The sequence below is a fragment of the Rhizobium sp. SL42 genome (assembly GCF_021729845.1).
Lineage (GTDB): Bacteria > Pseudomonadota > Alphaproteobacteria > Rhizobiales > Rhizobiaceae > Allorhizobium.
Genome location: NZ_CP063399.1, coordinates 240,264 through 264,173, shown reverse-complemented (window position 1 = coordinate 264,173; position 23,910 = coordinate 240,264). Strand labels below are relative to the sequence as shown.

At 58.2% G+C, this 23,910-nt stretch carries 26 protein-coding genes and 3 pseudogenes; 8 read left to right on the top strand and 21 right to left on the bottom strand.

All coding sequences use genetic code 11. The features are described from left to right. Nucleotides 1-77: 77 nt before the first annotated feature. Complete coding sequence (locus tag IM739_RS23600) at nucleotides 78-2,027, bottom strand: methyl-accepting chemotaxis protein (protein WP_237371787.1); 1,950 nt, start codon at nucleotides 2,025-2,027, stop codon at nucleotides 78-80. 273 nt (nucleotides 2,028-2,300) lie between these two features. Beyond that, complete coding sequence (locus tag IM739_RS23595) at nucleotides 2,301-3,218, bottom strand: LysR family transcriptional regulator (RefSeq protein WP_237371786.1); 918 nt, start codon at nucleotides 3,216-3,218, stop codon at nucleotides 2,301-2,303. Nucleotides 3,219-3,351: 133 nt separating this feature from the next. Between IM739_RS23595 and IM739_RS23590 the strand changes: the two genes are divergently transcribed. The 3 genes and pseudogenes from IM739_RS23590 to IM739_RS23580 all read left to right on the top strand — a co-directional run. Then, on the top strand, nucleotides 3,352-4,065 hold the full coding sequence (locus tag IM739_RS23590; RefSeq protein ID WP_237371785.1) for a hydrolase: 714 nt from the start codon (nucleotides 3,352-3,354) through the stop codon (nucleotides 4,063-4,065). Next, complete coding sequence (locus IM739_RS23585; protein WP_237371784.1) at nucleotides 4,046-4,438, top strand: c-type cytochrome; 393 nt, start codon at nucleotides 4,046-4,048, stop codon at nucleotides 4,436-4,438. The genes IM739_RS23590 and IM739_RS23585 overlap by 20 nt, the downstream gene beginning before the upstream one ends. Nucleotides 4,439-4,915: 477 nt before the next feature. Then, nucleotides 4,916-4,990 (top strand): annotated as a pseudogene (locus tag IM739_RS23580) (diguanylate cyclase); the annotation flags it as partial. A 99-nt stretch (nucleotides 4,991-5,089) separates the two neighbouring features. Here IM739_RS23580 and IM739_RS23575 read toward each other — a convergent pair. Together IM739_RS23575 and IM739_RS23570 are read right to left on the bottom strand one after the other, a co-directional pair. Further along, a pseudogene (locus IM739_RS23575) lies at nucleotides 5,090-5,503 on the bottom strand (transposase); the annotation flags it as partial. Beyond that, complete coding sequence (locus IM739_RS23570) at nucleotides 5,482-5,721, bottom strand: hypothetical protein (protein ID WP_237372001.1); 240 nt, start codon at nucleotides 5,719-5,721, stop codon at nucleotides 5,482-5,484. The gene IM739_RS23570 and the pseudogene IM739_RS23575, both read right to left, overlap by 22 nt. 850 nt (nucleotides 5,722-6,571) lie before the next feature. Between IM739_RS23570 and IM739_RS23565 the strand changes: the two genes are divergently transcribed. The 3 genes from IM739_RS23565 (at nucleotide 6,572) to IM739_RS23555 (ending at nucleotide 10,204) form a co-directional block, all read left to right on the top strand. Further along, complete coding sequence (locus IM739_RS23565) at nucleotides 6,572-6,820, top strand: hypothetical protein (protein ID WP_237371783.1); 249 nt, start codon at nucleotides 6,572-6,574, stop codon at nucleotides 6,818-6,820. 1 nt (nucleotide 6,821) lies between these two features. Further along, entirely contained in the window at nucleotides 6,822-8,921 is a 2,100-nt protein-coding gene (locus IM739_RS23560; protein WP_237371782.1) for a putative bifunctional diguanylate cyclase/phosphodiesterase, read from the top strand. Nucleotides 8,922-8,995: 74 nt separating this feature from the next. Continuing rightward, on the top strand, nucleotides 8,996-10,204 hold the full coding sequence (locus IM739_RS23555; protein WP_237372000.1) for an ABC transporter substrate-binding protein: 1,209 nt from the start codon (nucleotides 8,996-8,998) through the stop codon (nucleotides 10,202-10,204). A gap of 120 nt (nucleotides 10,205-10,324) precedes the next feature. On the opposite strand, the gene istB is transcribed toward IM739_RS23555, so the two are convergent. Continuing rightward, a complete protein-coding gene (gene istB / locus IM739_RS23550; RefSeq protein ID WP_237371781.1) occupies nucleotides 10,325-11,137 on the bottom strand; it encodes an IS21-like element helper ATPase IstB in 813 nt (270 codons plus the stop codon). A gap of 203 nt (nucleotides 11,138-11,340) precedes the next feature. Here istB and IM739_RS23545 point away from each other — a divergent pair, with 203 nt between their 5' ends. Next, a complete protein-coding gene (locus tag IM739_RS23545) occupies nucleotides 11,341-12,063 on the top strand; it encodes a sulfite exporter TauE/SafE family protein (RefSeq protein ID WP_237371780.1) in 723 nt (240 codons plus the stop codon). Nucleotides 12,064-12,105: 42 nt separating this feature from the next. Here IM739_RS23545 and tnpC read toward each other — a convergent pair whose 3' ends face one another. From tnpC to IM739_RS24190, 9 genes are all read right to left on the bottom strand, one after another. After that, the gene (gene tnpC / locus IM739_RS23540) at nucleotides 12,106-13,704 is read right to left on the bottom strand and encodes an IS66 family transposase (protein ID WP_237371779.1); all 1,599 of its coding nucleotides are present in this window, start codon (nucleotides 13,702-13,704) and stop codon (nucleotides 12,106-12,108) included. Between the two features lie 69 nt (nucleotides 13,705-13,773). Further along, nucleotides 13,774-14,127 carry an IS66 family insertion sequence element accessory protein TnpB gene (tnpB, locus tag IM739_RS23535; RefSeq protein ID WP_237371778.1) on the bottom strand — a complete coding sequence of 118 codons (354 nt, stop codon included), beginning with the start codon at nucleotides 14,125-14,127 and terminating at the stop codon, nucleotides 13,774-13,776. Continuing rightward, nucleotides 14,124-14,513 carry an IS66-like element accessory protein TnpA gene (gene tnpA, locus IM739_RS23530; RefSeq protein WP_237371777.1) on the bottom strand — a complete coding sequence of 130 codons (390 nt, stop codon included), beginning with the start codon at nucleotides 14,511-14,513 and terminating at the stop codon, nucleotides 14,124-14,126. Before tnpA ends, tnpB (IM739_RS23535) begins: the two co-directional genes overlap by 4 nt. A gap of 36 nt (nucleotides 14,514-14,549) precedes the next feature. Then, nucleotides 14,550-16,076 (bottom strand): IS21 family transposase, encoded by a 1,527-nt coding sequence (gene istA, locus IM739_RS23525; RefSeq protein WP_237371776.1) that lies wholly within the window; start codon nucleotides 16,074-16,076, stop codon nucleotides 14,550-14,552. 96 nt (nucleotides 16,077-16,172) lie between these two features. Then, nucleotides 16,173-16,301: a hypothetical protein gene (locus IM739_RS24085; RefSeq protein ID WP_272911350.1), complete on the bottom strand. Its 129-nt coding sequence runs from the start codon at nucleotides 16,299-16,301 to the stop codon at nucleotides 16,173-16,175. Between the two features lie 72 nt (nucleotides 16,302-16,373). Continuing rightward, nucleotides 16,374-16,514, bottom strand: a complete 141-nt coding sequence (gene tnpB, locus IM739_RS24200) for an IS66 family insertion sequence element accessory protein TnpB (protein WP_442981186.1) — start codon at nucleotides 16,512-16,514, stop codon at nucleotides 16,374-16,376. Further along, on the bottom strand, nucleotides 16,457-16,585 hold the full coding sequence (locus tag IM739_RS24195) for a hypothetical protein (RefSeq protein ID WP_442981185.1): 129 nt from the start codon (nucleotides 16,583-16,585) through the stop codon (nucleotides 16,457-16,459). The genes tnpB (IM739_RS24200) and IM739_RS24195 overlap by 58 nt, the downstream gene beginning before the upstream one ends. Nucleotides 16,586-16,635: 50 nt before the next feature. After that, complete coding sequence (locus IM739_RS23515; protein ID WP_237371775.1) at nucleotides 16,636-16,845, bottom strand: hypothetical protein; 210 nt, start codon at nucleotides 16,843-16,845, stop codon at nucleotides 16,636-16,638. Further along, a complete protein-coding gene (locus tag IM739_RS24190; protein ID WP_442981184.1) occupies nucleotides 16,776-16,988 on the bottom strand; it encodes a transposase in 213 nt (70 codons plus the stop codon). Before IM739_RS24190 ends, IM739_RS23515 begins: the two co-directional genes overlap by 70 nt. A gap of 115 nt (nucleotides 16,989-17,103) precedes the next feature. Between IM739_RS24190 and IM739_RS23505 the strand changes: the two are divergent. Then, nucleotides 17,104-17,529, top strand: a pseudogene (locus tag IM739_RS23505) (Mu transposase domain-containing protein); the annotation flags it as partial. 216 nt (nucleotides 17,530-17,745) lie between these two features. Here the strand turns inward: IM739_RS23505 and IM739_RS23500 are convergent. The 7 genes from IM739_RS23500 to IM739_RS23470 all read right to left on the bottom strand — a co-directional run bounded on the left by IM739_RS23500 (nucleotide 17,746) and on the right by IM739_RS23470 (nucleotide 23,849). After that, nucleotides 17,746-18,726 (bottom strand): helix-turn-helix transcriptional regulator, encoded by a 981-nt coding sequence (locus IM739_RS23500; protein ID WP_237371773.1) that lies wholly within the window; start codon nucleotides 18,724-18,726, stop codon nucleotides 17,746-17,748. Between the two features lie 173 nt (nucleotides 18,727-18,899). After that, nucleotides 18,900-20,006, bottom strand: a complete 1,107-nt coding sequence (locus IM739_RS23495) for a branched-chain amino acid ABC transporter permease (protein WP_237371772.1) — start codon at nucleotides 20,004-20,006, stop codon at nucleotides 18,900-18,902. Between the two features lie 7 nt (nucleotides 20,007-20,013). Then, nucleotides 20,014-20,877: a branched-chain amino acid ABC transporter permease gene (locus IM739_RS23490; RefSeq protein ID WP_237371771.1), complete on the bottom strand. Its 864-nt coding sequence runs from the start codon at nucleotides 20,875-20,877 to the stop codon at nucleotides 20,014-20,016. Beyond that, nucleotides 20,864-21,583 (bottom strand): ABC transporter ATP-binding protein, encoded by a 720-nt coding sequence (locus IM739_RS23485; RefSeq protein WP_237371770.1) that lies wholly within the window; start codon nucleotides 21,581-21,583, stop codon nucleotides 20,864-20,866. Before IM739_RS23485 ends, IM739_RS23490 begins: the two co-directional genes overlap by 14 nt. A 2-nt stretch (nucleotides 21,584-21,585) precedes the next feature. Then, complete coding sequence (locus IM739_RS23480; RefSeq protein ID WP_237371769.1) at nucleotides 21,586-22,305, bottom strand: ABC transporter ATP-binding protein; 720 nt, start codon at nucleotides 22,303-22,305, stop codon at nucleotides 21,586-21,588. Nucleotides 22,306-22,373: 68 nt separating this feature from the next. Further along, complete coding sequence (locus tag IM739_RS23475) at nucleotides 22,374-23,654, bottom strand: ABC transporter substrate-binding protein (protein ID WP_237371999.1); 1,281 nt, start codon at nucleotides 23,652-23,654, stop codon at nucleotides 22,374-22,376. A 51-nt stretch (nucleotides 23,655-23,705) separates the two neighbouring features. After that, the gene (locus tag IM739_RS23470; protein WP_237371768.1) at nucleotides 23,706-23,849 is read right to left on the bottom strand and encodes a hypothetical protein; all 144 of its coding nucleotides are present in this window, start codon (nucleotides 23,847-23,849) and stop codon (nucleotides 23,706-23,708) included. Nucleotides 23,850-23,910: the final 61 nt, after the last annotated feature.

Sequence of the window (23,910 nt, the reverse complement as noted above, 5' to 3'; positions counted from 1 at the left end):
GAACTACCTCCTGGTGGTCCAAGTTTTCGTCCCATCCCCTTTGGTTCAAATTCTGCTGAAACTCAACAATGCTGGGATCAGAACTCTTCCCAGTTGCCCTGCAAAGTCACCGCGGCAGCACTGCCGCCACCAAGGGCCTTGGCCAAGCCGCTGACCATCTTGCGCGCCGGAGAGGCGACCGGGCGGGCCTGAGCGGGAGCTGCAACTGGACGTGGTGCTGCCGCACGCGAGGTCGGGGCTGCCGGCTGGTAACCGGTGGTCTGGCTTGCGCCACCGGCGATACGGAACTGCGAGACGAGGCCCGCGAGGTTGCGGGCGCTTTCGCCGAGGCGGTGCGTGACGGCGGTTGCCTCTTCCACCATGGCGGCGTTCTTCTGGGTGAACTGGTCCATGTGGTTGACCGAGTCGTTGATCTCGTTCAGGACGGTCGACTGCTCATGCGCCGCAGACGCGATCGCCGTGATGTGGTCATTGATCACCGCCACCTGATTGGAAATCTCGCCGAGCGCGCTGCCGGTCTGCCGGACCAGCGACACACCGCCGGCGACGGCTTCGCCCGACTTGTGAATCAGCGCCTTGATGTCCTTGGCGGCGTTCGCCGAACGCTGAGCGAGTTCACGGACTTCCTGTGCGACGACTGCAAAACCCTTGCCGGCATCCCCGGCGCGCGCGGCCTCCACACCGGCGTTCAGTGCCAGCAGATTGGTCTGGAAAGCGATTTCGTCGATTACGTTGATGATCTTGGAGATTTCGCTCGAAGCCTGCTCGATGCGGCTCATCGCCTCGATCGCGTTGGATACGACCTTGCTCGAGCTTTCGGTGCTCTGGCGGGCCTTGGTTGCAATTGTTGCTGCTTCGTCGGCCTTGGCCGAGGATCCACGAACCGTGGAGGTGATCTCTTCCAGGGCGGCAGAGGTTTCTTCGAGCGACGCTGCCTGCTGTTCGGTTCGCTTCGACAGGTCGTCGGTTGCAGAGCGCATCTCGGCGGAGCTCGCCTCGATGCCGGAGGTTTCCTCGCGGATCTCCGAGAGCGTACTGCTGAGCTTTTCGACGGAGGCGTTGAAGTCGACACGCAGGCGGTCGAGATTGCCGGCGAAGGTGCGGTCGATTCTCACGGTCAAGTCGCCATCGCTGAGCTTGTTCAGGCCGTCTGCGAGACAGTCGACGGCGTCCTGCACGGCGCGGGCGTCCTCGGCCTTTGCGATTTCGCGCTCGGTGCGGTCCTTCTCACCCTGTGCGGCAGCGTCTGCTGCAGCGCGCTCGATCTCGATCTTCTGGATGGCGCTTTCGCGGAAGAGTTTGATAGCCCGGGCGAGGGCGCCGATCTCGTTCTTCCGTTCCTGATCCGGCACCAAGGTCTCGAGCTGGCCCGAGGCCAGGCGTTCGGCGACAGCTGTCAGGCGCGGGAGCGAGCCGACAATGCGGCGGACGAGCAGTGCGATGAGGGTCGCTGCGATCAGGAGCACGATCAGCGCGGTGGTGCCTATCGCGTAGGTCATATCGGTGGCGATGCTGTTGATGTCGGCTTTGCGGACGCCGGCATAGAGAATGCCGAGCACATCACCGGCCGGCGAGAAGATCGGCTGGTAGATCGTGTAGTATGGGGTCTCCAAAATTACGGCTTCGCCGCGATAGACCTCACCCTTGACGGAGAAGGAATAGACAGCGCCGCTCTGGCCGAGTGCCGTGCCAACGGCGCGGTTGCCATCGGGCTTGATGATGTTCGTCGTGCGGCGCCAGAAATCCTTGCTCTTGGCATCCCAGGCGAAGATCGTTGCCGTCTGACCGGTCATCCTGCCGATCGTGTCGATCATGCCGTGTTCGGTGAATACTGCAGGGATGCCATCCATCACGATGCGCTCGACATTGCCGTCCTTGGCCCAGGTGACCTTGGTGCCGGGCAGATCCCGTTCGATGATGGTTGCGGCGGTTCGAAGGCTCGCATCCTGCCCAGCGATTGCCTGTTTCTGGATGCGCGTCTGGACAATCGCGGAAATGACCAACGACACCGTGACCAAGGAAAGCAAGAGAACTAATGTCGCGACTACGGTTATCGTTCTTGTAATACTGAGTCGAAGTGGATTTTTCGTCATTTTCCCCTCGGATTTCCTTGGTTCATAGTTCATTGAAGATTCAGAAAAGGTCTTTTATTTGTAAATATTTGATAAATGTGCTTGAATTAGGCAGCGATAGTTACGATTTTAACGCGGAATATGGATAGCAGTGCGTTTTGTGTGCTGGCCACAACTAGGCATTTTACCCAACTCTTGGCTTGAGGGCGTCCGTAGAAAGACCTTGCTCTAGAAGTCTAAGTCCCGGTCCCAATAAGGCACGGTGCCGAGCGCGCCCACCAGATGGTCGACAAACGCCCGGACCTTGCCGACGTCGATCCGCCCCGGAGGCATGACGGCATAAAAGGATGGCTCCAGTACTTTCCAATCGCATAGCAGCGGAGTGAGAGTACCCGATTTCAGGTGTTCCGAAGCTATAAAAGTCGGAGCAAGGACCACGCCGACGCCAGCGACTGCAGCCTGGACCAGTGTCTCTCCATTGTTGCTACGAAGCCTGCCTGACACCCGGATATTCTCGGTCTGACCATACCGTTCGAAACTCCAGGTGCTCCTTCGCGCCAGGTAGTCGTACACGAGACATTGGTGCCGCTCGAGATCCGCTGGATTCTCGGGGGTACCGTTTACGTCGAGGTAACTGGGAGATGCGCAAACGACCATTCGCGCCGGCCCCAGATGGCGCGCCACCAACGTAGAATCTTCAAGTCGTCCTACACGGATAGCGATGTCGTAGCCCTCTTCCACGACGTTTATCGTCCTGTCGTCAAGCGTGAGCTCAACGTCCACATAGGGATGCATGCAGAGAAAATCGCTCACAATTTCGCTGAGATGGAGCGTGCCGAACGACATTGGTGCGTTTAGCCGTAAAGTCCCCTTCGGCGACGAGGTCGCCCCCCTGATGTCCTGTTCGGCACCTTCAAGAAGACCGAACATCGTCGACGCTGTTGAGCAGAGAGTGCGACCGGCCTCGGTGAGGCTCAGCTGCCGCGTGGTTCGGTTGAACAGCTTCGCACCGAGCTCTTTTTCCAGAGCAGCGACGTGCTTGGTGGCGAGTGGTCTCGAAATCCCGAGCTTGTCCGCCGCTTTGGCGAAACTGCCCTGGGACGCGATAGTGACGAAAGTTTTCAGCGAGATAAGGTCGCGAATCATAGGTTACATCCGATCTTTCCACTATTCAGCGTTACGAAATAGTATGTTCGTTTTCTTCGGAATTGTTATCAAGGCGGACATGGAGGAGTTTTGCTTCTAGCGATCTGAAAATCGCTTCACAAGGAGACGAATCATGAAAATCTCAAATATCTTCAACGCCCTCGCACTGGTCCTTTCCTTGGGCCTAATTGGTGCGAATGCGGAGGCTGCTCCTGGGGCGAATAGCCTGCTGACACCTGAAAACCACGCGCTGCTGCTCATTGACCACCAGCCGCAAATGGCATTTGCCACCCGCTCGATCGACATCGCGGAACTGCGCAACAACGTCACCGGCCTAACCAAGTCCGCAAAGGCCTTCAACGTACCTACCATTCTGACGACAGTCGCTGGGCAATCTTTCAGTGGCCCCATCTTCCCCGAAATCCAGGCTGTTTTTCCTGAACAAACGCCGATCGACCGTACGACGATGAATTCCTGGGAAGACCAGCGCGTTGTGGACGCCGTTGCAAAGTCCGGACGCAAGAAGCTCGTTGTGGCTGCTCTCTGGACGGAAGTCTGCGGCGTGATGCCGGTGCTCTCCGCTATCGATCAGGGCTACGAGGTCTATTTCGTGACCGACGCATCCGGAGGCATCAGCAATGAGGCTAACGACAGAGCGATCGAGCGGATGGTTCAAGCTGGTGCCCATCCGATCACGTGGGTTCAGTACCTTCTCGAGCTTCAGCGTGACTGGGCGCGCGGCGAAACCTATGCCGCTGTCACGGATATCGCGAAGGAACATGCGGGTGGCTACGGGCTGGGCATCTTCTATGCGCAGACGATGCTCCATGCCAAGGAAGGCCAGTAACCTTGGCGGGCGGCCGGTCTTCCCGGCCGCTTTCTTCCCAGCAATCATCATCGAAGGTCCGCTACTCATGAAGTTATGGGTACTTGCTATCGTTTTGCTCACTGCCATCACTGCATCGGCAATCGCCCAGGATCGCGCCGCTGAAGAAGTCTATCGCGACTACTGCTCTGCCTGCCACGCGCCTACAAATGTGATGGTGAGTTCCCCGAAAGCCGGCGTTTCCAAGGACTGGGGTCCTCGACTGGGAAAGGGTCTCCCCGCATTGCTGAAGTCGGCCATCGAAGGATTTAATGCGATGCCTAGGAAAGGCACGTGCGAAGACTGTTCGGCCAAAGAACTGGAATCTGCGATCCGGTTTATGGTGGGTGAGTGATTGAAATTTAGAAGCCACCGAAGACGTTATCGGTATCTATCGAGGCCCCTATGCCCTGACTTCTCTGCACTCGCCCGAGGGTCAATAAGATGTAGGTGCTGCGCTTCGTCGCAAGCAGCGGGACGCTCCGTCGATCCAAGCTTCAACTTCACCACACCACACCACAAACAACAACATCAAGGCGTCCCCATTATGCATCCATGTCAGATTGAAGATGAATCGAGACCAAGCAAGCCGATTCCCTCCGACATCGAGGTGGAAGCACGCATCTTTGAGGCAATCTACGATGTCGCCGCCCTGCGTCTTGGTGCGAAGAGGAAAGCACCGAAGCAGGAGTTCGATTTCTTCGGCTCGATGGTTAGGGCACACCGAATCTTCAGCAGAGGTCAAACTTGAAGCTTAAGTGGCAGGCAAGGAGACCCCATCTGGCGTGGTGATGCGGGGTGAAGTTTTCCGGACACCCGCAGGAGCGCAGACCTTGACATCGACCACTTCAAGCGCGTGAACGACACCTATGGACATGGTGCCGGCGACACGGCGTTGAGAACATTGTAAGCGGCAAGGAGGCCCCATCTGGCGCTGGTGATACTGGGCAGGGTATTTCGGGCAAACGACTTCTCTGAATGTGAGGATCTATGTCTAGGCCTGCGGCTAGGCAGTGTGGACGGATTTGATCAAGATGAAGCCTGCGGCGATTGCGACGATGGAGGAGAAATTTTGTTTGGTCTTCTCGCATCGTAGCGCGACGCGCTTGAAGCGCTTGAGTTTTCCGACTGCTTGCTCGATGCGGGCGCGACCTTTGTAGAGCGCTTTGGGAAAGAACGTCGGCTTTGATTTTGCCGTTGAACGATAAGGAATGACGGGAACCGCACCCCGCCTTCTTGCGGCCCGCCGGTTAGCCTTGCTGTCATTTCCCTTGTCGCCCATGGCGGCGCGGGGATCTACATCGGGGCCAAGGCCAAGCAGGATTGGAAAGTGCGGAGCGTCACCTTTCTCGCCCCCGGTCAGATCAAAGGCGATGGGATGTCCGTCGAAATCGGTCTTCAGGTGGATTTTGGTCGAGAAGCCGCCTCGCGAGCGGCCAAGCGCTTGGCCATATTGCCCCCTTTTGCTCCTGCTGCCGAAACATGCGCGCGCACCACGGTGCTGTCGAACATCTGAACCAGATCGGCCGACGTGCTCAGGCTGGCAAGGTGCTCGAAGAAAATCTCAAAAACACCCGCCTTGCTCAATCGGGAAAAGCGCCTCCAGACACTGTTCCAATGTCCATAGCGCTCCGGCAGACCGCGCCAGGTGATATTGTTGACGGAGAATTAGTGCAGGGCCTCCAAAAACAGCCGGTCATCTCAACCCTTGTCGCCCCGCCGTGGAAGCGAGACGCGGAAAACCTCAAGTGCGACCGCCCAGTCCGCTTCTGTCATCTTCGTCAGCATCGCCGATCTCCTCTGAAACCGGCAACCCATGAATCATTCAAATACTGATTTGGGAATCGCAGAAATTAAACATGCGGCAATCCGTCCACACCGCCTAGCCTTGGATTGATGCGGATGATCGAGGCGGTGCCCGATCACCTTGACGGCTCGCCGCGACAGTTGCGGCGGTTTTGGTCTGGCGAGCTCAAGGCCACAGCGGTCGAGCAGTCACCATCTGCGGCTCTATTCTAAGCGTCACGAGACCGGCGACCTGTGACGCCCACTACGATCAACTTGACAACCGCAACTAGAGAACCTCCCGGGGCATGATCGATATCCATATTCCGGGCCGCTTGTCCGAAATCCGCAAGGCATTTGATCGCTTTCTAGCCACCCGATATTTGATTAACCACAAGTATACGATTGAGGCCAATTCTGGGTCTCATCGAAAAGGCGGATGAACGCCGAGGCTGGCAGGATGTCGGGTTTCGATACGCCTGAGGTGTCTGCCCAGTCGATATCTTCCGTCACCGTCTTCGAGTTCACTGTTCCAGCTCTTTCATCAGATCCGCCCAGTTCCTGACTTCCTGCCAGAATGCTGTACCGGTGCGCGACGGCTATTCGCGACTGAGATGGAGTGCCGATCTGAAAGTACGAAGTATCGCTGCTGGCGAGATAAAGAGAACGTCTACTTTGATAAATCTAGGGGAATATACGCAAAATGTCGAACATCATTTCCTTTCCCAGCGCCAGGCTTCAACAGCATTCATCGCCTGATCTCGGGACTGCACGCGACCTGATGATGGAGGTATTCACGACGCTCGAAGAGATCCGCATGGCCGTGGCATCACTATCGAAAAACGAAAACGCTCCTCGAATTGAGCTGACAAGCCATGTGGAACTAAGCCTCGGGGCTGCGGAAGAGCCTCCTGCGGAAGCGTCTACAAAACTTTCGAGCGAGGGAGCATGAGATGTCCGGTACGGGACAGCCCATAAGCGAGCACAACAAATCCATGGGACGGTACATTCGGTCGATCGGCCGGCAGTACTTCAACACGGTCGTCATCATGATGTTGCTTGTCGGGGCCACATGCGCGACGGTACTGGTGGCGCTTGATCGCCACTCATTGCAGCAGAACATCAGCTTTCTGACCAGCAATCAGTTCATACGGTTCCAACAACTCGCCAACCAGACCCGAGCCTTGATGCGCGCTTCCGTGGACGTCAAGTTGCCTGAATATATTGTCGACGCAATGCGTGATGACATTCACGAGGCGATCAAGGACCTGCGTACAGTCGGCAGTCAGCTGGAGATAATGCATGAACAAATCAACAGGAATTATCTTGAGCGCATCCTTCCGAAGGCTGAGCGGTTCGAGCGTGCGCGACATGATCTAGCTGCTTCGGTCGAGGGATTTCTTGAGCGAGCTGAGAAGATTGCAACTACGAATACACAAGAGCTTCGGGATCGCTATTCATTCTGGGGGGCGATAGATTTCGCGGCGGCATCTGACAGCATGCTGATGCGTGGATTTGCCGATCTCAGCCAGAGTGCTCACGATAGAAGCACAGTCAGCATCTACAATGCCAAGCTTGCAGGCATGAGCCTCCTTACGCTCATTGCAACCACAGTCCTTCTCACCGCCAGTTTAGTATTCCGTCCCCTCCTGCAAAAGCTGCGCAATGAGCATTTTCGAACCGTGGATTACGAGTGCAAACTGTCGCTCCTTGCGGGCACTGACGATCTAACTGGTCTCGCAAATCGTTCTCACTTTAATTCCGCCATGACGCGCCTCTTTTCTGAAACAGGAAGTAAAGAGTTAGGCTTCTCACTCCTCTTGGTGGATCTCGATCATTTCAAGAGTGTCAACGACAGCTTCGGTCATCCCGCCGGAGACGCGATTCTACGCCATGTTGCCGAATCGCTTCGCAAAGTTATCCGCGCAGGTGACATAGCAGCGCGTCTTGGTGGGGACGAGTTCGCGGTGCTTCTTCCTGGGGTGAGAGACGCATCGCTGCTGGCCGCGCTCGCGGAGCGCATACGCCAGTTCATCGCAAGAGATATCCCTTTCGAGGGACGGGTTCTACGAACGTCGGCATCCGTTGGCGGCGCTATCGCGCCAAATCACGGGAACGATGGCACAAGCCTGCTTCAGGCGGCCGATGTGGCATTGTACTCCGCCAAAGGACTTCGTGGCACCTCCATCATCTTCGACGAAGCGGCGCTTGCCAAGCGCCTTGAGAACGCTCAACTCGTAATTGCGCTTGCTGCTGCTGCTGATCGAAGTGAGTTTGTTGTACATTATCAACCCAAGGTGAACCTTGTATCAGGGGTCCATATGGGATTTGAGGCTCTGGTGCGCTGGCAACACCCATGCCTCGGATTGCTGCCACCAAGCCGCTTCCTGCCTCTTATGGAGGGAACCCAGCTTATGAAGGGTATGACTCAAACAGTCATATCGACGGTTGGTCGTGACATCGGTCATTGGAAGAACGCCGGCTTGGCCCCCGGCGCCGTGGCCATCAACCTGCCAGAGATGCTTCTTCTTTCCGACGAAGGTTATGATATCTTTGCGGAAGTGATCCGAAAAAACCGTCTCCAATGGAGCGATTTTTCTGTCGAAATCACCGAAGATGTATTCCTTAATCGAAATTCTCAGCGAATTCTCAGCGCTGTGGAGACGTTTCGCCGAAACGGCGTCTCCGTCTCACTTGATGATTTTGGCACCGGGTTCGCATCGCTGGTGCATTTACGCGATTTCCCGTTTGATGAACTGAAGATTGATCGCAGTTTCGTTTCTGGAATCGAGACGGATCCGCGATCGGCACAGATCATCCGAGCGATAGTAGACCTGTCCAGGCATCTCGGAAAACGCTGCGTTGCTGAGGGTATCGAAACGGACGCACAGCACCGTTTCCTGCTCGAGATCGGCTGCGAACTTGGTCAGGGTTACCTGTTCGGTAAACCGGGATCGGCCGAGATCGCTATTTCTCACATCCCTACGGTCCAACTCGTACCGCTTGGGAAATCAATCCACCCGGATTCCAGAATAGCTGGAACTGCACATTGAGGCACACAAGGCGAGCGTGAGAGGAATTGACGTTGTCGAGGAAAGCAAATTACCTTGCCCAGGTACTTACATCACTGGCATTGAGCCTGCCATGCAGTCATGTTTCCGCCGCAGAAAGCGACGCAGTCGATGTTGTCCACTATTGGGTATCGAAGAGTGAAGCAAGGGCGCTTGATGTATTCCGAGACGCCTGGGGCCGCGCGGGGAACCGCTGGATCGATTTACCGATGGAGAACAAGGTCGCCGTTCAGCGCGCTGTGAGTGATCGTGTAGCCAATGGCTACGCACCCTCTGTAATGCAATGGAATGCCAATGAAGGATCGCGGGAATTGCCGGAAATGGGCATCGTCCTTGACTTGGAAGAGGTCGCCGCCGCCGACCACTGGCGTGATGTTCTGCCTGCGACCGTGCTTGATCGTATAAGTTATCAAGGAAAGATCTACTTCGCTCCGACGAGTATTCATGCAGAGAACTGGCTGTGGACCAGCAAGGCCCTGTTCGACCGGATTGGGTTGCCTGTCCCACGGACGTGGGAGGAAATATTCGTGGCCGCAGATAGGATTAAGCGTGATGGGCATGTGGCCCTAGCACTAGGCGGCGGTCGTTGGGAAATCTCGCTCATCTTTAACAACATCATGCACCACAAGTTGGGTTCGGAAGGGTATGCCCGGATTATCCGGGGCGATGCTTCGATGGTACGCGATCCCCGAATGGCTGATGCGCTCGCCATGCTGCGACGGCTATCGCAATATGTCGAGCCCGCGCAGGCGCGAATAGGAAAGTCCTGGGCGGACGCCACCGCAGCGGTAGGAAGTGGCCATGCTGGGATGCAGTTCATGGGCGACTGGGCCAAAGGCGAATTGATGACGCATGGCTACGCCGTAGACAAGGATTTTCAATGCAGCCTCGTCCCGGGCACCGAAATCGCCTACTTCATGGTCATCGATGCCTTCGCCTTCCCCACTACAAATCGCGAAGCGTCGATCGAAGTTCAACGCGATTTTGCCCGTATGGTCATGGACCGAGAGAACCAGGTTGCCTTCAGCAGTGTCAAAGGATCGCTTCCCGTACGGACGGACGTGGACCCGAATAGCCTCGATCGCTGTGGCCGTCTTGGTTTGGAGATGATCGCGGAGAAGAGCGGTGTTAGCGCCCAGTCCATGGCAATGTCGGCTCAGGTGTCCGAGGGATTTATCGCGATTCTTGCCAACTTCTTCGACGACGATCGCTTATCAGTCGAAGCGGTCCAGGAGCAATTATACGCTATCCTAAGCAAGGGATAGCGAGCCCCGAGTTGCACAGACAAACCGAACCGTATGCGCGGTCTATGCCCCATTGATTTTTCAGTTTGTTGATTTCCACTGAGAGCTGACCCGGCGTTTCCACCGAGAAGTGACCCGCCTTTAAGTATCGTTTGTGCTGGTCGTAGTGGTCAAGGCCCTGCGTTTCTCCTTCGTTGTTTTGGGCTCATGCGCCGAGCTGTTCTTGAAGCGGAAGCTGTCGTTTCCGGTTTCAAGGATGTGGCAATGATGGGTAAGCCGATCGAGCAATGCCGTGGTCATCTTGGCATCACCGAAGACGCTGGCCCATTCGCTGAAGCTGAGGTTCGTCGTGATGATGACGCTGGTTCGCTCGTAGAGCTTGCTCAGCAGATGGAACAGCATCGCACCGCCTGACGCGCTGAACGGCAAGTACCCAAGCTCATCAAGGATGACGAGATCGGAGTGGACGAGGCGGTTGGCGATCTGGCCGGAGCGTCCTTGCGCCTTTTCCTGTTCCAGCGCGTTGACCAGCTCGACCGTCGAGAAGAACCGGACCCGCTTATGGTGGTGCTCGATGGCTTGGACACCGATCGCCGTAGCAATGTGCGTCTTGCCCGTGCCGGGACCGCCGACCAGGACGATGTTGTTGGCGTCGTCGAGGAAGTCGCAGCCATGGAGTTGCTGCACGAGCGCCTCGTTGATCTCGCTGCTGGTGAAGTCGAAGCCGTTCAGATCACGATAGGCCGGGAAGCGTGCCGTCTTGAGTTGATATGCGGTCGATCGGACCTCTCGTTCGGCTGTTTCCGCCTTGAGAAGCTGGGACAAAATTGGAATGGCAGCCTCGAACGCCGGCGATCCCTGTTCGGTCAGATCACCGACGGCTTGGGCCATTCCGTGCATCTTCAGTTGCCGCAGCATGATGACAATCGCGCCGCTTGCCGGGTTATGACGCATGGCGAGCCTCCGTCTTTCTCAAGGTATCGTATCGTTCGACATTGGGTAAGCGGTGTTCCCTTGACACGCATTGTCACGCTCCCAAGCGCACGTAGCGCTACGCCGTCACCAGATCGGTTGTTTAGGTGAGTTGAATTTGTCTGGGTGCTTGGAATCGAGATAGAGCTGGGCGTACGCAATCACGAGGTTTCGGTATACTGCGAATGGGACTGCTCCTCATCTTGATCATCGGCCTGCTTGCCGGGACCATCAGTGGCATCATCGGTACTGGCTCCTCCATCATGCTCGTCCCGGTGTTGGCCTATGTCTATGGGCCAAAGGAAGCTGTACCAATAATGGCGGTGGCTGCCGTTATGGCGAATATCTCCAGAATTCTTGTGTGGTGGCGGGAAGTTGATTGGCGGGCTGTGGCAGCCTATGCGGTTACCGGCGTTCCTGCGGCGGTTCTTGGTGCACGAACAATGCTTGTTCTGCCGCCTCGCGCAGTAGATGCGGCGATTGGAGCATTCTTGCTCTTGATGATCCCCGGACGTCGCTGGTTGGCAACAAGCCTTATCCACTTACGCTTACCTCATCTGGCCGCAGCCGGAACATGCCTCGGCTTCTTGACCGGGATCGTGGCCTCTTCTGGACCTGCCTCCGTACCAGTGTTCATCGGTTATGGCCTGACCAAGGGAGCCTTTATCGGTACCGAAGCAGCAGCTTCGCTAGCGATCTACACCGCCAAAACGCTCACCTTTCAGGGCTCGGGAGCGCTTCCTTTTGCTATTGTCGTCAAGGGTCTGACTGTGGGGGCATCTCTGATGATCGGTTCCTTCATAGCGAAACCTTTCCTCCTCCGGCTCACGCCGGAGGCTTTTCGCCATATTATGGATGCGCTGCTGGTTACCTCAGGACTCAGTCTGCTTTGGGGAGCGACAGTTTGAGCAAGCCGACGGGGCCATCCGCGCGAGACCGCAACCAATTAGTCACCGGTCTTTGTTGGCATTTCCACAAATGGGATGGTTCCACGGCAGCAGCTCCTTCACCCGGCTCTGCTTGTGGCCGTTGACGATGGCGGTGAGCGTGGCAGTCAGATAGGCCAGAGGATCGACAGCATTGAGCTTGCAGGTCTCAATCAGCGAGGCGATTATCGCCCAGTTCTCGGCTCCGGCGTCGTGCCCCGCGAAGAGCGCGTTTTTGCGATTGAGGGCAATCGGCCGGATGGTCCGCTCGACGCTGTTGTTGTCGATCTCAATGCGGCCGTCGGTCAAGAAGAGCTTCAGACCATCCCAGTATTTGGCAATGTAGGCCAACGCCTCGCCAAGTGGCGACTTCGTCGCGACACGGGCGCGGTGATGGACAAGCCAAGCCTGCATGTCGGCGACCAGCGGCGCTGATCGTTCCTGCCGACCTGCAAGGCGAGCGTCCGGATCAAGACCGCGCAGTTCGGCTTCTATACGATACAGCTCACCGATCCGCTTGACGCCATCCTCGGCAATCGGCGCTGAGCCGTTACGGGTGATCTCCACCAGCTTACGACGAGCGTGTGCCCAGCAATAGGCAAGCCGAATGTCCGCGCCGACCCTGTCGGGTGCGATCAGCCTGTTGTATCCGGCATAGCCATCGACCTGCAGGATGCCGGAGAAGCCCTGCAATATCCGTTCCGCATGAATGCCCCCGCGACCGGGAGCATAGGTGAAGGCGACGCCTGGCGGCGCACCGCCGCCCCATGGGCGATCATCACGCGCCAGCGCCCAGAAGTATCCGGTCTTCGTCTTGCGGGAGCCCGGATCGAGAACCGGAGCACGGGTCTCGTCCATGAACAGCTTGGTCGAGCGCTTCAGGTCGGCAATCAGTGCATCAAAGACGGGACGCAGTTCATAGGCTGCCCGACCGACCCAGTCGGCCAGCGTTGATCGGTCGAGATCGATGCTCTGGCGGCTCATGATCTGCGCCTGCCGATAGAGCGGAAGGTGATCGGCATATTTGGAGACCAGAACATGTGCGACGGTCGCTTCCGTCGGCAGCCCAGCCTGGATCAGCCGGGCCGGAGCTGGGGCTTGGACGACCCCGTCGGTGCAGGCACGGCAGGCATACTTAGGGCGGCGAGTGACGATCACGCGGAACTGTGCCGGGATCACGTCCAGCCGCTCGGAGACATCCTCGCCAATGCAGTGCAGGCAACCACCGCAGGCGCAGATCAGGCTTTCTGGCTCGATCACCTCCTCGATACGCGGAAGATGCTTTGGAAGGGAGCCGCGATTGGTCGCACGTGGCTTGCTAATCCTGTTTCCTGCAGGAGCGTCCGCCTCATCCTCAGCATGGGTTACGGCGATAGCCGTCTCCAGGTCTTCCAGCGCCAGGTCGAATTGGTCAGGATCGGCCTTCTCGGATTTGCGTCCGAAGGCTGCCTGCTTGAACGCTGCGACGAGCTTCTCAAGCCGTTCGATCCGCTCATCCTTGCGGGCGATATGCTCGTCTTTTCTGGCTATCGCGACGTCCTTGGCCGCCTCGCGTGCCTGTGCCGCAATCAGCATCACCTTCAGGGCGGCAACATCATCGGGAAGGTCGGCGGCATCAAGCATGGCCGGAAACTACCAAATCCTGAGCTGATTTGCCTTCGGGATTTGCCGTGCTGAGTCATCGTGCCGCAGCTATTCGATAGCCTCTGGGGTTCTCGTCTGGACGGCATGAACACGCCGCCAATCAAGGCCCGCGAACAGCGCTTCAAACTGAGCGTGGGTCAGCGTCATCAGGCCATCTCTGATGCCAGGCCAGGTGAAGCTTTGCTCTTCCAGCCTTTTGTAGGCCAGGACTATCCCGGAGCCATCCCAGTAGATCAGCTTCAACCGGTCCGCCTTTCGTGACCGAAACACGAAGACGGTTCCGGTGAACGGGTCCTTGTGCAGTTCGTTCTTCACCAGCGCCGCCAATCCATCATGACCCTTGCGGAAATCCACGGGTTTGGTTGCCACCATGATCCTGACGCGGTTCGACGGAAAGATCATGTCGTCGCCGCCAGGGCGCGGGCGATGGCGGCGATCCGGGACGCTGACGCGCCTTCCTCAAGACGGATTGTAACTGGACCCACGACGATCTCGGCGCGGGAAGCGACGTTGACGGTCTGCGGCTCCGGCGCTGGAGCATCAACAACGATGGACGCGAACTCCACCGGGTCCTCAGGCTCTGGCAACACCAACTTGCCTTGCCGTGCCAGCGTGCGCCAGGAAGACAAGTGATTGGCCTTCAGCCCGTAGCGTCCCGCTACTTCATTCACCGTTACGCCCGGACGCAAGCTCTCCGAAACGATCCGCGCCTTGACCTTGTCAGGCCATTGGCGATGCGCCTCGCGTCGGCTCCGCCGCGTTGTGAGAACCTCCAACGTAGACTCCATGGAGAAACTCCTTGTCGCTCATCCATGGAATGTCGATCACAGATCAGGCGACGGCGGACAATGTGGGGCGAAAACACCGGTTACGACATTGGCCTTGGGCTCGTTGGTGAGCGTCAGGGCCTGAGGTGCGTCGAGGGTCGGCGGCGTGAAGGTTTTGCCGTCGACGAGGCGATGCAGCAGGTTCAGGACATGCGTCTTCGTCGGAACACCGGACTTTAGCGCCATGTCGACGGCCGAGAGCACTGCCTGTTCGTCGTGCTGGAGAACAAGCGCCAGAATATCGACCATCTCGCGGTCGCCACCTGGCTTCTTGAGCAGATATTGTTGCAAGGTCCGGAATGCTTCGGGAAGCTCGACGAATGGAGCACCGTTGCGAAGAGCACCTGGCTTTCGCTGCACCACCGCCAGATAATGCCGCCAGTCGTATATGGTCTGTCCCGGCCGGTCATGGGAACGATCGATGACGCGACGGTGCTCGCAAACGATCTGACCTTCCGCCGCGACGACAACACGATCCGGGTAGACGCGAAGGCTTACCGGTCGATTGGCAAAGGATGCCGGAACGCTGTAGCGGTTGCGCTCCAGATGCACGAGGCAGGTTGGTGTGACCCGCTTCGTGTATTCAACAAACCCGTCGAACGGCCTGGAAACGGGCATGAGAGCTGGAGCCTCCTCGGCCCAGATGTCGGCGATGGTGCCACGCATCTGACCATGTGGTGTCTTGGCCCAGAACTCCTTGCAACGCTGCTCGAGCCAGTCGTTCAGAGCGTCCAGCGATGGAAAGCGCGGGATCGGTTGGAAGAAGCGATGACGCGCATCCTGAACATTCTTCTCGACCTGCCCCTTCTCCCAGCCGGACGCCGGATTGCAGAACTCGGGTTCGAACAGGTAATGACTGGCCATCGCCTGGAAGCGGACGTTGACGTCACGCTCTTTGCCACGGCCGACCTTGTCGATCGCGGTGCGCATGTTGTCGTAGATGCCACGGCCGGGGATGCCTCCGAACACGCGGAATGCATGATTGTGGGCATCAAACAGCATCTCGTGCGTCTGCAGGAGATAGGCCCGGACGATGAAGGCGCGGCTGTAGCTCAGCTTCGTATGCGCCACCTGCAGTTTTGTGCGCTCATTGCCGATGATCGCCCAATCTTCCGACCAATCGAACTGGAAGGCTTCGCCGGGGTCGAACGCTAGGGGCACATATGTCCCGCGGCCCGTCGTCTGCAGTTCTCTCTGCCGGTCATCACGCCATTCTCGAGCAAATGCTGCCACCCGGTTGTAGGAGCCCTCGTAGCCGAGGCTCATCAAGTCAGCATGTAGCTGCTTTATCGTCCGCTTCTGCTTGCGGCCCTTCTTCGATTCCGTCTTCAGCCAGGCCGACAACCGATCCGCAAACGGATCAAGCTTGCTCGGTCTCTCCGGCACCTTGAACGTTGGCTCCACGCCGCCGGCACGCAGGTATTTGCGGATGGTATTCCGGGATAGGCCGGTCCTGCGGCAAATCTCCCGGATCGATAGATGCTCTCGAAAATGCCAGCGTCGGATCACGCTCAGAAACGCCATGTCGATCACTCCAGAGCCCCCGCTGAAAAAATGCGAGGGACGGTTGAAACATGGGTCAATTCTCAACGGAAATATGGGGCTGCGCCGGGTCAGCTCTCAGTGGAAATCAACAGAGTCGCGTTTGATGACTTCGGCTTCTTGCGCACTGAGTTTCGCCGCCTGTTCAGCGACGAGCGCGCGCAATGCCAATAGCTCGTCCTGACTGTCCAGCGGCGGTGCTTTCATGCCCAAAAACATAGCCGATTTGCAGGGAAAGTACTAGCGTTTTGCCCCGGATGTCCCTGTAAAATATAGCTTTTAACCCGTGCGGCCAGGGGCGGAAGTCCACGCTGGTCGGCGCCAGCCAATCCCTTCAACAAGCATCGACAACTGAGCCTGCGTCAGATGCGCAACACCATCTTTCGCCGTCGGCCAAGGAAAGTATCCGCGCTCGAGAATCTTGTAGAATAGGCAGAACCCTTGATCACCGCCTCGACCATAGCAGACAGACCATCGATACCGCGCCGCATATCGGTCACCCCGCAAGCCACGTAGACCCGCACATTTCCTGTCGGCCCGATCATGCAGCCTCAACACACGCGGTCAACGATGACAGCGTCTTGCGTTCAATGTCCGCCGGAACTTTCAGGCTGCGACCATTTCGTAGCTGGATCTTGATAAGCGCGGGCGCCCCGCCGGCCGCCGGCATCTGCCCGAGGCTTACTTCGTTGACCAGGTGGACCGGAAGGAACGTTGCTGACACATCGAAGTGGCTAAGCGTTTCCGCCATAAACGGATCTGCGCAGGATAAATGTCATGGCGACGAGCGACATCACCAATGCGAACGCCCGGTTGATCGGCTTCAGCCAATATCGCCAGCTTCGCTTCCTTCGACCACCGCCGCCTACGCTCAACGCCGGAAATGATCTCCATGCGAGCCATGCCAACCTCTCAGATCTGATATTAGTGTCAGCACTAATGCTGGTTCTAATGCCAGAACATCGCCTAACTGGCTCGTTCAGCAAAATCCGCTCACCGGACGCTCACGAACGTCCAGGATGCCCGACCACGCTTGTGGCAACAGATGCCGGACTTTCCCGATTTGGCGGCGTTGAATGACTGGCTGGAACAGCATTGCCAGGACCTATGGCGGGAGACGGCGCATGGAACCTTGTCCGGCACGATCGCGGATGTCTGGGCTGATGAGCGGGCAGCATTGATGTCGCTCCCCGCCATGTTTGACGGCTTCGTCGAGCAGAGCAAGCGCGTCTCGCCGACATGCCTGATCACCTTTGAGCGTAATCGTTACAGCGTACCAGCATCGTTTGCGAACCGGCCCGTCAGCCTGCGGATATATCCCGAGAGACTGGTGGTTGCGGCCGAGGGCAATGTCCTCTGCGAACATCCGCGGGTCATTGAGCGCAGCCACGACAAGCCGCCGCGAACGATTTACGACTGGCGCCATTACCTTGCCGGCCTTTCCGCTCTGTGGCTGTAAACACCACAATCTTGGCACATCACGATGCCGTCGCGGGACGGCGGCAACGACCCCATCTTGCATACCGCATTGCGCGTCGGGCAAATCGCCGACGGGTGAAATCGGTCCAGCCCATTGTGGGCTCCGTTCGTCCTAAGCAAACAAACTGAATCACAACCTTCTGATTTCACTCAACTCTTTTTCGATCAGGCGCTAAACAAGAAATATCCGCCCCAAATCCTCCGAAGGCTTCACGCCGAACTTCTTTCGATATTCCCGTGCAAAGCGACCCATATGCGTAAAACCCCAACGTCGAGCAACATCAGCTATTGTGATCGACGCGGGGGAGGCGTGTTGCAAATCACGACGAACGCCGTCGAGGCGTAGCAGATGTAGATAGAGCCGAGGCGTCGTGTCGAGAAATGTGCGGAAGTTGACCTGCAAAGCTCGGACACTGACGCCCACTGCTTCCGCAACATCGGCGATAGCAATTGGCAGATGTGCGTTCGCATGAAGAATCTCGCGTGCCCTCTTGACCTGAATGGGAGCAATCCTTGAAGAAAGGGGCACGAAATTGGAACATGAATGCTCAAGATTTCCGACCATCAAGAAACTAAGCATTTCCTGAAAGCTAACCACGGCAAGCGGCGATACATTCAAATCAGGAGCCCCGAGTACGTTATCTCTAAAATATCGCATAAGGCCAACTATATGTTTAATATTCTGACTTCTAAGATCAAGCGTTGGTGAGAATTCGAAATCACCAACTATGGGTCTCTGGTATATATCAAAAAGCGCTTTCGTAATTGCTGTTCGTGAGACGACGAAGCCTTCACCAGCCGATAGCTCAGAAATATCTATACCTGAGTAGCGGTCTGCCGATGTGATTAGCCCGCTGTCACGACAAAGACCATGAGAGATGGCCCCTGACCTGATGGTGTAGGACGTATTTTTCTCTAAGAAAAACATAAAATTGTCACCATTGAGTCCCACGTCAAATTGGCGACTTGCTGCACTCGACGCATCCCAGGCAGCAAATCCGTCAACCGCCCGCATAGTGAACGAATAGGAGCCAACGCGATCACTACTGATGGGCCGATAGTGGTCAAGATCCTTGTTTTTCAAAAGCCAGTCGGAAATTTCACCCGCCGAGAGGGGACGTCTGTCCAAAGCTACATCGATTACTTGTGTCATCGTTCCCCTCAATTTGGAGCTAGATTTCCCAATAATAGAACGCTCGTGGCCGAAGATTCCAACGCCGGCCCGGCATTTCCCATTGGTGGCTCTCCGTAACAAAAGCCATTTCGGTTTCGCATTGGTGGATGAATTGCCAGGTAGATCGAAATGCGTGCAACGCGCTGTGCCATTCAATCGGCTTTCACCAAGGGTTTCTTCGAGACTTCCCTCAAGGTGCGGCGGACCGGAAAGAGTTCGATGCCGGTACGGTCGGTGATCAGGCCCCAGATCCCGCGCGGCGCAAACAGCATGGTGACGATGGCGAGCGCGCCGAGCAGCAGCAGGTACCAGGACCCGTAGTTCGAGAGGGCATTCTGCATCAGGAAAAAGAGAATGACCCCGAGGATCGGCCCCTCGATGGTGCCGATGCCGCCGATTACCACGATGAAGATGACATAGGCCGTCCAGTCGGTAAGCGAGAAGGCGGCATCCGGCGAGATTCGGGCCTTCTGCAGGTAGATGAGCGCGCCCACGACCCCGGTGATGAAGGCGGTCGAGAGATAGATCACGAGCTTCAGTCGGCGCGCGTCGACGCCCAGTGCCCGGGCCGCCGTCTCGTTGTCGCGCACGGCCGCGAGCCCCAAGCCCTGCTTGGAGCTCAGGAGGCGGTAGACGAACCAAATCGTCAGGACGAGTACAAGAAGTGCCAGCCAGTAGGCGACCGCATCGGCTGCGGCTGCGGCCCGCATGCCGAACCAGTCCTCGAGCAAGGAGACGCCGAACATCTCGCGCGTCGCTTCCCGGGGGAGCGACGTGCCCGTGCCGCCGCCGAGTGCCTTCCATTGGGCAAAGAGTAGGCGGCCGACCTCGGCGATGACCCATGTGCCGATGGCGAAATAGGGGCCATAGAGCCGGAAGGTGAAGAAGGCCGTCGGTACCGAAACCAGCACGGCAAAGAGGCCGGCGAGGGGGATAGCGAGGATGGGATCGATATCGACGAGTATGACGAAGCCGAAGAGCGCATAGGCGCCGCATCCGACGAAGAGTTGTTGGCCGACTGAGATCAGCCCGGCATAACCGGCCAGCAGGTTCCAGCTCTGGGCGAGCGTCAGCATGGTCAGGATGAAGAAAAGGTCCTGCACCACGCCGCGCGAGGCGACGAAGGGAGCCGCCGCCAAAAACAGCACGAACAGAATGGCTGCGTTCGAAAACAGCGCGGAGACTCGGGTGCGTGTCTCGACCCGCCAAGACGGTGTCGGCCGAATGACCTTCGACAGGGTTTCTCTTTGGACGTTCATCGTAACCTCAATCAACGGCGCGCGGGAAGAGCCCACGGGGGCGGAACAGCAGGACGAGCAGGAAGGCGATATGGCCGGACAGGATCTGCCATTCCGGGTTGATGGCAGCACCCAGCGTCTGCGCGACACCGAGGATGATGCCACCGGCAAGGGTTCCCCAGAGCGAACCGAGTCCGCCTATGATGACTGCCTCGAAGGCGTAGATCAGGCGAGCCGGACCCGCCGTCGGATCGAAATTGGCACGGCTACCGAGATAAAGTGCGGCAATGGTGACGATGACCATGGCGAGCCCCGTGGCAATCGCGAAGATCTGGTTCGGGCGGATGCCCATCAGCCCCGCCGTCACGAGGTCGTCCGACGTCGCGCGGAAGGCGCGGCCAAGGGCGGTTTTGTAGATGAGTTGGTTGAGACCGACGATCACCAGGATCGCCGAGGCGAAGGTGAGGAGGGGCATCACGCCTGCATTGATGCCGGCTAGCGAGATCGACGCTTGTTCCAGGGCGCCTGCGGGGATGCGTCGGCTGTCGGCGGTGAAGCCTTCGAGCAGCCCGTTCTGGATGACGATCGACAGGCCGAAGGTTACGAGCAGCGGCGGCAGGATGTCCTTGCCCAGCGTACGGTTGAGCAGATGGTGCTGCAGGAGATAGCCGATGGCGAACATCAGCGGCCCCGCGATGAGCGCAGCGATGAAGGGGTTGAGCCCCAGCGTCGAGACGAGGACCAGGATCAGGAAGGCGGCAAAGACGATGAGGTCGCCATGGGCAAGATTGACGAGACGCATGATGCCGAAAACGAGGGATAGCCCCGCGGCAAACAGCGCATAGAGCCCGCCGAGCAGGATACCCTGGAGGATGGTATCAAGCCAATTCATGGGTTTCCGCTCCGAAATAGGCTGCATGGATATCCGCGCGGTCGAGGTCTGCGGGGCGTCCTTCGAGGGTGATCCGGCCTTCCATCATGCAATAGACGCGGTCAGCGACCTTGAGCGCCTGGGCGATATCTTGCTCGACAATGACGATGGCGGCACCCGTTTCTCGGATGCGCGGGAAGGCGGCGTAGATGTCCTTTATGACAACGGGGGCAAGGCCGAGGCTGAGTTCGTCGCACAACAGCACTTCCGGATTTGACATCAGCGCGCGGCCGATTGCCACCATCTGCTGCTGTCCGCCGGAGAGGGCGGTGGATGGATTGCGGCGTCGCTCCTTGAGGACAGGGAACAGCGCGTAGACGGTCTCCAGGGACCAGGGACCATCCACCTTGCGGCCATGTCGCCCGACGAGCAGGTTTTCCTCGACGGTCAGCGACGGAAAGAGCTTGCGGCCCTCCGGCACCAACGCGATGCCGCGTGCCATGACGTCCGGTGCGGCGAGTGCCCCGATTGGTTCACCGCGATGCAGAATCGCTTCCGGTCGGTTGCGCAGCGCCCCAGCTATGGAGCGCATCAGCGTCGACTTGCCAGCCCCGTTGGCGCCGATCACCGCAACCGTCTCACGGGCATGCAACTCCAGGTCAACCCCGAACAGAGCCTGGAAGTCGCCATAGGCGGCCGTCAGGTTTTTCGTCTCTATCAGGCTCATCTTCAGACCTCCATTCCGAGATAGATCTCGCGGACTTCGCGCGAGGCCATGATTGTCTGGGGATCGCCGTGTCCAATGACGCGGCCAAAATTCAGGACCAAGATCTTCTCGGCCACCGCCGTCAGCGCATGAAGCACGTGCTCGATCCAGATCACCGCTATGCCGCGCTCGTGTACGCGCTTAATCGTAGCGACCAGTTCCTGGCACTCGCCCTCTGTCAGTCCGCCGGCGATCTCGTCAAGCAGCAAAAGCTTGGGCTGAGTGGCAAGCGCCCGCGCCAGTTCGAGACGCTTGCGCTCGAGCAGCGACAGACTGCCGGCCAGTTGATTCGCCTTGCCGATCAGTCCGGTATCGACGAGGATCTCGGCGCAAAGCTCCGATACCTCCGCCTCTCGCATCTGGTTGCCGAAGGCTCCCGCGACCGACAGGTTTTCATAGACGGTGAGACGTTCGAAAGGCTGCGGGATCTGGAAGGTTCGGCCCAAGCCAGCAAAGCAGCGCTGCATAGGCGGAAGCCTCGTCATGTCCCGACCATCGAAGCGGATAGTGCCCTTCGCTGTCGAAAGATTGCCGGTAATTAGGTTGAACAGCGTCGACTTGCCGGCCCCGTTTGGACCGATCACGCCAAGTACCTCGCCTGGCTCGACTGAAAAGGAAATATCCTCGGCTACCACGAGGGCACCGAAGGACTTCGAAACACCGTTAAGTTCGAGGATCGACATACAGCATCTTCCCGTTTAAGAGGCGGCGACCTGGACGACCGGGGCACCGCTAATCGGTTGTCACTGGTTCAGGCCAGCGCTTCGAGCTTGCTGCCGAGCGGGATGTTCGTGGCCTGCCCGTTCTCGACCACGATGAGGTCGTAGCCGCCACCCGGCTTCAGCCGCCACTGTCCGCCGACGAGCGGGGTCTTGGCCACGTTGTTCTTGGCGAAGGGCGGCAGGTTGGCGCTGTTCCAAGCGATGGGGCCAACCAGTGTATCGAGCTTGGTCTCGCCGATCGCTTTCGCCACGGCGTCGCTGTCCGTCACGTCCTCGGCCCGCTTCATCACATCCACAGCGAGTTCGAACAGCGCATGAGAAAAGCCGATCGGCTGCGTCCAGGGGCGGCCAGTCGCGGTCGAGAAGGCATCAGCGACCTGCTGGGCACTTTCGCCGGTCAGGGACGACTTGAAGGGATGGGTCGGCGTCCACCACACTTCGGTCGAGAGATTGTGGCCGGCGTCACCCAGCGACTCCACTGTCTGCGGGAAGAGCAGCGCCTTGCCAATGGAGGCGATCTTCGGTTTCAAGCCCTGCTGCTTGGCCTGGTTCCAGAAGGTCGTGAGATCCGGCGGGATCATCACCCCAGTCAGGATGTCGGTGCTGACCTGCTTGAAGGCGTTGATCTGGGCGGAGAAGTCATCCGTCAGGTTCTGGTAGCGCCCCGTATCCGTCAGGCCATAACCGAGCTTCTCTAGCACCGGCGGAAAGCCGACGACGGTGTCGCCCCAGGCATTGCCATCACCATCATTCGGGAAGAGTCCGCCCACTTTCTTGTTAGTCTCGATCTGCCCCCACATGCCGGTGAAGACGGCGATGATGTCCTCGAGACCCCAGAAGAAGTGGTAGGCATAGTTGAATGGCTTCCAACTCGCCGGATCGCTGGGATTACTCTGCTGACCGATGAACCAGGGCTGCCACGGTGCAACCGTCGAGAGGCACGGCACCTGCTCGGCCTCACAGGTCGTCGAGACCGGATTGGTCGTCTCAGGCGTCGAGGAGACGAGCATCAGGTTGATCTCGTCCTCGACAATCAGTTCCTTGGCGACTTCAGCGGCCCGGTTGGGGTTGGACTGGCTGTCCTTGACAATGACCTCATAGTTCAGCCCCATCATTTTGGCGGTCTTGAGAAAACTGCCGATGACGAAGGTATCAGCCTCGCCGAAGGCGGCGAGAGCCCCGGTCTGCGGGCTGACATAGCCGAGCTTCACCCCGGCTGCCTGCGCAATGGCCGGCGCGGCCAGGCCGGACGTGGCGATCAACGCTCCACCAGCCGCGGTGGTTTTCAAGAAATCGCGTCTCGTAAATATGCTGTTTCCCATGAACTTTTCCTCCCAAGTGCCCGTCGCTCCGGCGGGCGTTCATCCTAGTCTGGCCGACGGCCCTCCCAGGCCGCCTGCAACAGCGCCCGGATCGATGCACGGGATCGCACGCGGATTGTTGTAGAGGTTCTCCACCGCGGCCTCCGTGGCGCGATCAAGGTCCGCGCCGACCACCTTCGACATGCGTCTCTTCCCAAATCCAGTGTCTTCGAAGGTAAAGGGTAACAGGCGGCAATCACATAAT

Excerpts from the sequence above, each read along its gene's own strand:
- IM739_RS23585 (WP_237371784.1), top strand. The coding sequence starts at position 4,046 with ATGCCAAGGAAGGCCAGTAACCTTGGCGGGCGGCCGGTCTTCCCGGCC.
- IM739_RS24085 (WP_272911350.1), bottom strand. The coding sequence starts at position 16,301 with ATGAAAGCACCGCCGCTGGACAGTCAGGACGAGCTATTGGCATTGCGC.
- istB (WP_237371781.1), bottom strand. The coding sequence starts at position 11,137 with ATGCGTCATAACCCGGCAAGCGGCGCGATTGTCATCATGCTGCGGCAA.
- IM739_RS23495 (WP_237371772.1), bottom strand. The coding sequence starts at position 20,006 with ATGAACGTCCAAAGAGAAACCCTGTCGAAGGTCATTCGGCCGACACCG.
- istA (WP_237371776.1), bottom strand. The coding sequence starts at position 16,076 with ATGGCGTTTCTGAGCGTGATCCGACGCTGGCATTTTCGAGAGCATCTA.
- IM739_RS24195 (WP_442981185.1), bottom strand. The coding sequence starts at position 16,585 with ATGCGGCGCGGTATCGATGGTCTGTCTGCTATGGTCGAGGCGGTGATC.
- tnpC (WP_237371779.1), bottom strand. The coding sequence starts at position 13,704 with ATGCTTGATGCCGCCGACCTTCCCGATGATGTTGCCGCCCTGAAGGTG.
- tnpA (WP_237371777.1), bottom strand. The coding sequence starts at position 14,513 with ATGGAGTCTACGTTGGAGGTTCTCACAACGCGGCGGAGCCGACGCGAG.
- IM739_RS23480 (WP_237371769.1), bottom strand. The coding sequence starts at position 22,305 with ATGTCGATCCTCGAACTTAACGGTGTTTCGAAGTCCTTCGGTGCCCTC.
- IM739_RS23545 (WP_237371780.1), top strand. The coding sequence starts at position 11,341 with ATGGGACTGCTCCTCATCTTGATCATCGGCCTGCTTGCCGGGACCATC.
- IM739_RS23490 (WP_237371771.1), bottom strand. The coding sequence starts at position 20,877 with ATGAATTGGCTTGATACCATCCTCCAGGGTATCCTGCTCGGCGGGCTC.
- IM739_RS23590 (WP_237371785.1), top strand. The coding sequence starts at position 3,352 with ATGAAAATCTCAAATATCTTCAACGCCCTCGCACTGGTCCTTTCCTTG.
- IM739_RS23560 (WP_237371782.1), top strand. The coding sequence starts at position 6,822 with ATGTCCGGTACGGGACAGCCCATAAGCGAGCACAACAAATCCATGGGA.
- IM739_RS23485 (WP_237371770.1), bottom strand. The coding sequence starts at position 21,583 with ATGAGCCTGATAGAGACGAAAAACCTGACGGCCGCCTATGGCGACTTC.
- IM739_RS23565 (WP_237371783.1), top strand. The coding sequence starts at position 6,572 with ATGTCGAACATCATTTCCTTTCCCAGCGCCAGGCTTCAACAGCATTCA.
- IM739_RS24190 (WP_442981184.1), bottom strand. The coding sequence starts at position 16,988 with ATGGAGATCATTTCCGGCGTTGAGCGTAGGCGGCGGTGGTCGAAGGAA.
- IM739_RS23595 (WP_237371786.1), bottom strand. The coding sequence starts at position 3,218 with ATGATTCGCGACCTTATCTCGCTGAAAACTTTCGTCACTATCGCGTCC.
- IM739_RS23470 (WP_237371768.1), bottom strand. The coding sequence starts at position 23,849 with ATGTCGAAGGTGGTCGGCGCGGACCTTGATCGCGCCACGGAGGCCGCG.
- IM739_RS23500 (WP_237371773.1), bottom strand. The coding sequence starts at position 18,726 with ATGACACAAGTAATCGATGTAGCTTTGGACAGACGTCCCCTCTCGGCG.
- tnpB (WP_237371778.1), bottom strand. The coding sequence starts at position 14,127 with ATGATCTTTCCGTCGAACCGCGTCAGGATCATGGTGGCAACCAAACCC.
- IM739_RS23515 (WP_237371775.1), bottom strand. The coding sequence starts at position 16,845 with ATGGCGGAAACGCTTAGCCACTTCGATGTGTCAGCAACGTTCCTTCCG.